Source organism: Phenylobacterium sp. (assembly GCF_044372605.1).
Taxonomy (GTDB): domain Bacteria; phylum Pseudomonadota; class Alphaproteobacteria; order Caulobacterales; family Caulobacteraceae; genus Phenylobacterium.
Genome location: NZ_JBILRO010000191.1, coordinates 1 through 6,798, shown reverse-complemented (window position 1 = coordinate 6,798; position 6,798 = coordinate 1). Strand labels below are relative to the sequence as shown.

The window sequence follows — 6,798 nt, the reverse complement described above, 5'->3', positions numbered from 1 at the left end:
CCGGCGACCTGGGCGATGATGATCATGGGCTGTGCCGGCCTGGGCGTGATGCTGCGCCGCCAGCGCAGCCTCGCCGTCGCCTGATACGGGACGAAGCTTTTCAGGAACGCCCGGGCCCTCGACCCGGGCGTTTTTGATTCCAGGCTATCTGAAAATGTGGATGCCCCCGGCGCCGCCGTGGGGCGCCTGGGCGAGACCGCGGATTTCCAGACCTGCGCGACGCGCGCCGCACTGGCAGCGGAGTCGGTCTTCCAGATCATGCAGTGTCTGGCGGCCCAAACCCTGGGCAATCCAGGGACGCGGGTTGATCACCGCCTCGCGACCACAGGCGCACCGCGCCCAGAGGCTTGACCGCGCCTGGGTGGCCCAGCCGAGGCGCGCCTCGCCATAGGCCATTTCCTGTACAAGCTGCCTGCTTCCGTCCGCCATGGTGCGACTCCCTGAAGTGAACAAAAGCAGAACTTAAGTGGTCTGGCCACTCCTTATCTGAAGATTTCTTGAGTCGTCCCGATCCCGATCCGGAAGGATCAGATTTTCTCGCTGATCCTGATGGCGGTAAGGCATCCGGTGCGGATCACCGCCGCGAGAAGGCCATAGCCCGGGGCCTCGTGAGCGCCCTCGTTCACCGCCTGATCGCGATGGGCCAGTTCCTCGTTCCGGAACTGCGATAGCTCGGCGGCCAGGGCCGGCTCGCGCTCGGCGAGTTCGTCGATCTGGCCCGCATAGTGCGCCTCGATGACGGTCTCGACCGCCTCTGTGCAAGCGTGAGCCGCCTTTTCACCCAGCAAGGCTGTGCCTGCGCCCAGAGCGAAGCCGGCCAGCCGCCAGAGTGGCGCGAACGCGGTCGGACGAACCCTGTGCTCGGTCAGCAGACTGTCAAACCGCGCCAGATGCACGGCCTCGTGGGCTTCCATCTCGGCAAGCTGTCCGGCGATACGGCTCCGCCCGGCCGCGCTTCCCAGTACAGCGCGTTGACCACGGTAGATCTGGACAGCCGCCATTTCGCCGGCGTGGTCCACACGCAGGATTTCGGCCAGCCGCGCCTTCTGGGCGCCTCGACCGGGGCGAGGTGGGATCGGCTTGTCCATTAGAGCTTGCCTCGTTCCCTTATAGCCGCGGCGATGCTCAGGCCCGCAAACACCAGAGACAGGGCGGCGTTCCAGCCGGCCATCGAAAGTCCGGCCAGCACCCAGGGCGCCTCATCGCAGGCGGGCGCCTTGACCTTCGCACCGTCCAGGAAGGCCGCCATATCTGCCGCGCTTACCCCGCCGCCGCTTGAGGCGCAGGCCTGCGGGCCGGGCCAGAACTTCCATTCCGCTCCGGCGTGGTAGGCTGCAACCGCGCAACTCAAGACAAAAAGCGCAGCCAGCCCCCAGCAGGTTAGCCCGCGCCATCTTGGCCCGCCCGGCATCCGGACGACGATCATGGCGATCAGCCCCAAGGTCAGGATGGCCCAATAGACTTCGCGCTGCCGAAGGCACAGCGTGCAAGGCGCCAGGCCCCCGAAAGTCTCGAAGGCATGGGCCGTCGCCAGCATGCCTGCGGCGATCAGAACGGCGCACAGTCGCCAGCGTTCGAGCAAGGGGTTCAGCATTGGTCTGAATATGTGCTCAAGCTTCGCCTACAGGAAGACCTTCAGGACAAGAATGAGCGCGATCAGCAGGCCCAGCAGAATGATCGAGTAGAGATTTATCCGCTTTTCAAGCTCGGTGAGCATGGCGCCGCCGAAGTGTTTGGGAACGGCCGCCACAGCGCAAAGGGTCGCGTAGACCTAGGTGCGCTCCCTGCGCGCCAGCACCATGGGTCCCAACAGGGCGTCCGGCGGGATGGGAAAGAACGAGCTTTCGGCAAACGAGATGACGGCCAGGGCCGTGGGCGCGTGTCGGGTTGCGGCCAGTCGCATCACCCGGTCGTACATCTGTCGGAACACTGGCGATCCAGGCGACTCGCTCGAGCGCCCCAGCTGGCAGGCGCCGCGCCAGGTGTCCTGGCTCTTTCCGGATTTGGTTGCAAATGATACTAAAGGCAAAACACCGGGAGCGTTGCCATGACCGTCCAAACTGCTGGCGCAAGCCGTGACCTGTTTGAAAATCCGCTGGGCACGGACGGCTTCGAGTTTGTCGAGTTCACCTCGCCCGCGCCCGAACGCCTGAAGGGTCTGTTCGAGAAGATGGGCTTCACGGCGGTGTCCCGTCACCGGTCAAAGAACGTGCTGCGGTTTCGTCAGGGCGACATCAACTTCATCCTGAACATGGAACCGTCAGGGCAGGCGGCGGCGTTTCGCGAGATCCATGGGCCGTCGGCCAATGCCATGGCCTTCCGGGTGCGTGATGCTGCGCGGGCGCTGGAGATGGCGGTGGCGCGGGGCGCCAGGGCGGTCGTGGGCCCGGTCGGGCCGATGGAGCTGAACATCCCGGCCATCGAGGGCATCGGTGGGTCGAACCTTTACCTGGTGGATCGCTATGGGGCGCAGGAGATCTACGACGTGGACTTCGTACCCATCCCGGGCGCAGCCGAGGCGGCGTCGGCCAATGCTCTGGGCCTCGGCTATCTGGATCACCTGACCCACAACGTCCGGCGCGGTCAGATGGCGACCTGGGCGACCTTCTACGAGGATATCTTCAATTTCCGGGAGATCCGCTACTTCGACATAGAGGGCAAACAGACCGCCCTGGTCTCCAAGGCCATGACCAGTCCCTGCGGCAAGATCCGTATCCCGCTGAACGAGAGCCAGGACGAGCACTCCCAGATCGAGGAGTTCCTGCGCGACTACAAGGGCGAGGGCATCCAGCACATCGCGCTGGGCGCAGACGACATCTACGCCTCCGTCGAAGCGATGCGGCAACGCGGTGTGTCCTTCCAGGACACTATCGACACCTATTTCGACGGGATCGACGCACGTGTGCCTGGCCATGGTGAGGATGTGGCGCGACTGCGCGCCGACCGGATCCTGATCGACGGCGCGCCGACAGAAGGCCAGGGCCTGTTGCTGCAGATCTTCACCGAGAACATGATCGGCCCGATCTTCTTCGAACTGATCCAGCGCAAGGGCAATGAGGGCTTCGGCGAGGGCAACTTCAAGGCCCTGTTCGAGTCCATCGAACTGGATCAGATTCGCCGCGGGGTGCTGCCGGCGCCGTCTCAAGGGTAATCCGCAATGGCCAAGGGTGACTGGATACCGGTCCGGGGCGCGCAGGGGTCGCACTCGCGCCAGGCACATGCCGACATGCCTGACGGCACCTATGAGCGCGAGATCTCCAAGGAGGGATTCTTCGGCCCTGCCGCGTTCCTGCATCACCGCAGGCCACCCACCGGCTGGACGCGGTTCGAGGGGCCGCTGCGCCCGCGTGCTTTTGACCTGAACCGGCTGAAGGGCGCCCAGGCCTCGCCATGGGGCGCGGCGGTGGTGCTGCACAACAAGGCCACCGAGGTGCGCTTCTGGAAAATCGTCGAAGCCATGCCGGCTTTGGCCCGCAATGCGGATGGCGACCAACTTCTGTTCGTCCATCAGGGCAGGGGCGACCTGTTCTGCGACTATGGCCGGATCGCCTACGAGACCGGTGACTACCTCTATCTCCCGCGCGGCACGATGTGGCGACTGGCGCCCTCGGAGCCCTGCGCGATCCTGATGATCGAGGCTACCAACACCCACTACAGGCTGCCGGACCGCGGCCTGATGGGCGGCCATGCCCAGTTCGATCCGGCCATGCTGGACACCCCCCAGATGGACACCGTCTTCAGGGCCCATCAGGACGAGCCCGGCGAGGTGCGGGTCGAGATCAAGAAGCGTAGCCAGGTTTCGGTGGCCACCTACCCCTACAATCCGCTGGACGCGGTGGGGTGGCACGGTGACCTGGCGCCTGTGCGCCTGAACGTCCGCCATATCCGCCCGGTGGTGAGCCACCGCTATCACCTGCCGCCCAGCGTACACTCGACCTTCCTGTCGGACCGCTTCGTGGTGTGCACATTTGCGCCTCGACCGTTCGAGACAGATCCTGGTGCGCTGAAGGTGCCGTTCTTCCACAACAACGACGACTTCGACGAGGTGCTGTTCTACCACGCCGGCGACTTCTTCAGCCGTGACCACATCGAGGCCGGAATGATGACATTCCATCCCAGCGGATTCACCCACGGCCCGCACCCGAAGGCGTTGAAGTCCATGCTGGTTCAGCCGAAAGTCGCCACTGACGAGTATGCGGTCATGATCGACACCCGTGATCCGCTGGAGGTGGGTGACGCGGCCTCGGCGGTGGAGAACCCGGCCTATGTCGACAGCTGGCAGACGGGATGAGTTTCGAGACAGATCTCCTGGAGGCTGCCGAGGACGAACTTGACCGCGCCATGACGCTGGGCTGGCGTGAACTGGTCAAATTGACCCCCTGGGGCGACACCTTCGAGGGCTTCACCCCGGGCGGCCGCGAAGTCTGCTTCGAACGCACCTATCTGTGGGAACACGAAACGGGCGGTGACATCCGCGTCGAAGTGTCGGTCTATGAGGCGCGCGCGTTCGAGGACGGCGTGCGGCTGACTCGAGTCATCACAAAAGAAACCGGAGGGAGCAACGAATGAAGCTGGCGTCGTTGAAGGGGGGCCGGGATGGCCGCCTGGTGGTGGTTTCCAACGATCTCGCGTGGTACTCGCCGGCCGACCGCATTGCGCTGACCCTGCAGGCGGCGCTGGACGACTGGGAGCGGTGCGAACCGGAACTTCGCGGCCTGGCGGAGAGCCTGGAGCACGGCTCGGTGCCGAAGGCCCGGTTCCATGAGCATGAGGCGGCAAGCCCCCTCCCGCGCGCCTACCAGTGGGCCGATGGCTCGGCCTATGTGAACCATGTGGCCCTGGTGCGTCAGGCCCGGGCTGCGGAGATGCCGACGAGTTTCTGGACGGATCCTCTTATGTATCAGGGCGGGTCGGACGGGTTCCTGGGCCCGCGGGACCCGATCCCGCTGGCCGACGAGGCCTGGGGATGCGATCTTGAAGGCGAGGTGGCCGTGATCACCGGCGATGTGCCGCTGGGCGCCACGCGCGACGAGGCCCTGGCGGCGATCCGGCTGGTCCTGCTGTGCAACGACGTGTCCTTGCGCAACCTGATCCCGGGCGAGATGGCGAAGGGGTTCGGTTTTTTCCAGTCAAAGCCTGCCTCAGCCTTTTCACCGGTCGCCGTGACGCCGGACGCCCTGCCGACCTGGAAAGACGGCAAGCTTGGCGGCAAGCTGGAAGTTGAACTGAATGGAAAGCCCATGGGCGAACCGGACGCGGGCGTCGACATGACCTTCGACTTCGGAACCCTTGTCGCCCACGCCGCCCGCACCCGGGCCCTGAGCGCCGGTACGATCGTGGGTTCGGGGACGGTGTCCAATCGCGGGCCTGACGGAGGACCGGGCAAGCCGATCTCCGAGGGTGGGGCTGGCTATGCCTGCCTGGCCGAGGTGCGCACGGTGGAAACCCTGACCGGCGGTGCGCCTGTAACCCCCTTCCTGAAGGCCGGCGATACGGTGCGGATCGAGATGGTCGATAGCAAGCGGGCGTCCATCTTCGGAGCCATCGAGCAGGTCGTCGCCGGGTCATGAACGCCAATGCGCCGGGAATGGGCGGCGAGACCACGCTGCAGCTGGACAGCTATCTGCCCTATCGGCTGTCGGTCGCGTCCAACGCGGTCTCCGGCCTGATCGCGCGGGCCTATGAAGACCGGTTCGGCCTGTCGATCCCGCAGTGGCGGCTGGTGTGCGTACTGGCCGAGGATAGGGGGCTGACCCAGGTTCAGATTGTGGCCCGCACCATGATGGACAAGGTCACCGTGAGCCGCGCCGCCCAGGGACTGGTCAAACGGCACCTTATCGGGCGCACCCGGAACAAGGCCGATGGTCGCAGCCACATGCTGACGCTGACGGCGGCGGGCCGCAGTCTTTATGCCGAGATCGCGCCGCTGGCTCTGGCCTATGAGGCAACCCTGATCGCCGGACTGGCGCCGGAGGAGGTCGAGTTACTGAAGCGGCTGCTGGCGAGGCTGCAGGCGGCGGCGGGCCAGCCGCTTTAGGCGGCGAACGCTTCCTCGCGCATGATGCCCCAGCGGTGGGAGCCCTCGCCGAATGGCAGGTGGAAGCCGAAGGCCGCGCGCTTGCGTTCATCGCGCCAGGTCGCCTCGAACGAGACGATCACCTCCTGTTGCAGTTCTTCGGGGATCTGGCGAACATCGTGGCCAAGATTGCGGGCCACGTGTTCGATCACCATCGAACGGTGCGCTTCGCCGCCGAGTGAGAGCAGGGCCTCGCGGACGCGTTTGCAGGTGGCGGGTTTGACGCGGATCGAGCGTTTTGCTGTCGGGGCGTCGGCCTGGATGTTTTGCGGGATCTGCATGGTGCAACAGAGCTTGCGCCCGGTGCATTTATCGGCGGGTTAAGGCGCACGGAAAAGATGACATTAAGACAACCTGGCGTTTCAGGCCTCGCGGGCGTTCACCCCCACCCCAGCGCGACCGCGCCCCGGTAGACGACGAACGAGGCCAGGTAGGCCAGTGCGGTCATGTAGACCAGCATGACGCCAGTCCAGGCCCAGGAGTTGGTTTCGCGCTTCACCACGCCCAGGGTGGCGGCGCACTGAGGCGCGAAGATATACCAGGCGAGGAATGAGAGGCCGGTGGCCAGCGACCACTGCTCGGCCAGGCGCGCGCCGAGCGCGCCCACATTGGCCTCGGCCTCCGCTACGGCATAAACAGTGCCGAGCGCCGCCACCGCCACTTCGCGCGCGGCAAAGCCGGGGATCAGCGCCACCACCATCTGCCAGTTGAAGCCGATGGGG

General features: G+C 65.5%; 11 protein-coding genes and 1 pseudogene. 5 read left to right on the top strand and 7 right to left on the bottom strand.

Features of this window, described 5'->3' with window-relative positions:
- Nucleotides 1-144: 144 nt before the first annotated feature.
- From ACIQ42_RS14040 to ACIQ42_RS14020, 5 genes and pseudogenes are all read right to left on the bottom strand, one after another.
- Nucleotides 145-429 carry a hypothetical protein gene (locus tag ACIQ42_RS14040; RefSeq protein WP_397422878.1) on the bottom strand — a complete coding sequence of 95 codons (285 nt, stop codon included), beginning with the start codon at nucleotides 427-429 and terminating at the stop codon, nucleotides 145-147.
- 98 nt (nucleotides 430-527) lie between these two features.
- Complete coding sequence (locus ACIQ42_RS14035; RefSeq protein ID WP_397422876.1) at nucleotides 528-1,088, bottom strand: demethoxyubiquinone hydroxylase family protein; 561 nt, start codon at nucleotides 1,086-1,088, stop codon at nucleotides 528-530.
- Nucleotides 1,088-1,594: a disulfide bond formation protein B gene (locus ACIQ42_RS14030; protein ID WP_397422874.1), complete on the bottom strand. Its 507-nt coding sequence runs from the start codon at nucleotides 1,592-1,594 to the stop codon at nucleotides 1,088-1,090. Before ACIQ42_RS14030 ends, ACIQ42_RS14035 begins: the two co-directional genes overlap by 1 nt.
- Nucleotides 1,595-1,621: 27 nt before the next feature.
- Nucleotides 1,622-1,750 (bottom strand): hypothetical protein, encoded by a 129-nt coding sequence (locus ACIQ42_RS14025; protein WP_397422872.1) that lies wholly within the window; start codon nucleotides 1,748-1,750, stop codon nucleotides 1,622-1,624.
- 24 nt (nucleotides 1,751-1,774) lie between these two features.
- A pseudogene (locus tag ACIQ42_RS14020) lies at nucleotides 1,775-1,930 on the bottom strand (YqaA family protein); the annotation flags it as partial.
- Nucleotides 1,931-2,047: 117 nt separating this feature from the next.
- Between ACIQ42_RS14020 and hppD the strand changes: the two are divergent.
- Genes hppD through ACIQ42_RS13995 form a run of 5 tightly spaced genes read left to right on the top strand, consistent with a single transcriptional unit; the run spans nucleotide 2,048 to nucleotide 6,037 of the window.
- Nucleotides 2,048-3,151, top strand: a complete 1,104-nt coding sequence (hppD, locus tag ACIQ42_RS14015; RefSeq protein WP_397422870.1) for a 4-hydroxyphenylpyruvate dioxygenase — start codon at nucleotides 2,048-2,050, stop codon at nucleotides 3,149-3,151.
- A 6-nt stretch (nucleotides 3,152-3,157) separates the two neighbouring features.
- Nucleotides 3,158-4,291 (top strand): homogentisate 1,2-dioxygenase, encoded by a 1,134-nt coding sequence (locus tag ACIQ42_RS14010; protein ID WP_397422869.1) that lies wholly within the window; start codon nucleotides 3,158-3,160, stop codon nucleotides 4,289-4,291.
- The gene (locus ACIQ42_RS14005; protein ID WP_397422867.1) at nucleotides 4,288-4,569 is read left to right on the top strand and encodes a hypothetical protein; all 282 of its coding nucleotides are present in this window, start codon (nucleotides 4,288-4,290) and stop codon (nucleotides 4,567-4,569) included. Before ACIQ42_RS14010 ends, ACIQ42_RS14005 begins: the two co-directional genes overlap by 4 nt.
- Nucleotides 4,566-5,570 carry a fumarylacetoacetate hydrolase family protein gene (locus ACIQ42_RS14000; protein ID WP_397422866.1) on the top strand — a complete coding sequence of 335 codons (1,005 nt, stop codon included), beginning with the start codon at nucleotides 4,566-4,568 and terminating at the stop codon, nucleotides 5,568-5,570. Before ACIQ42_RS14005 ends, ACIQ42_RS14000 begins: the two co-directional genes overlap by 4 nt.
- Entirely contained in the window at nucleotides 5,567-6,037 is a 471-nt protein-coding gene (locus tag ACIQ42_RS13995) for a MarR family winged helix-turn-helix transcriptional regulator (protein ID WP_397422864.1), read from the top strand. The genes ACIQ42_RS14000 and ACIQ42_RS13995 overlap by 4 nt, the downstream gene beginning before the upstream one ends.
- Here the strand turns inward: ACIQ42_RS13995 and ACIQ42_RS13990 are convergent.
- Entirely contained in the window at nucleotides 6,034-6,357 is a 324-nt protein-coding gene (locus tag ACIQ42_RS13990) for a hypothetical protein (protein WP_397422862.1), read from the bottom strand. The two genes, ACIQ42_RS13995 and ACIQ42_RS13990, sit on opposite strands and share 4 nt — an antisense overlap.
- Nucleotides 6,358-6,455: 98 nt before the next feature.
- Nucleotides 6,456-6,798: nucleoside recognition domain-containing protein (locus ACIQ42_RS13985; RefSeq protein WP_397422861.1), on the bottom strand; the 343-nt coding region annotated here is incomplete at its 5' end.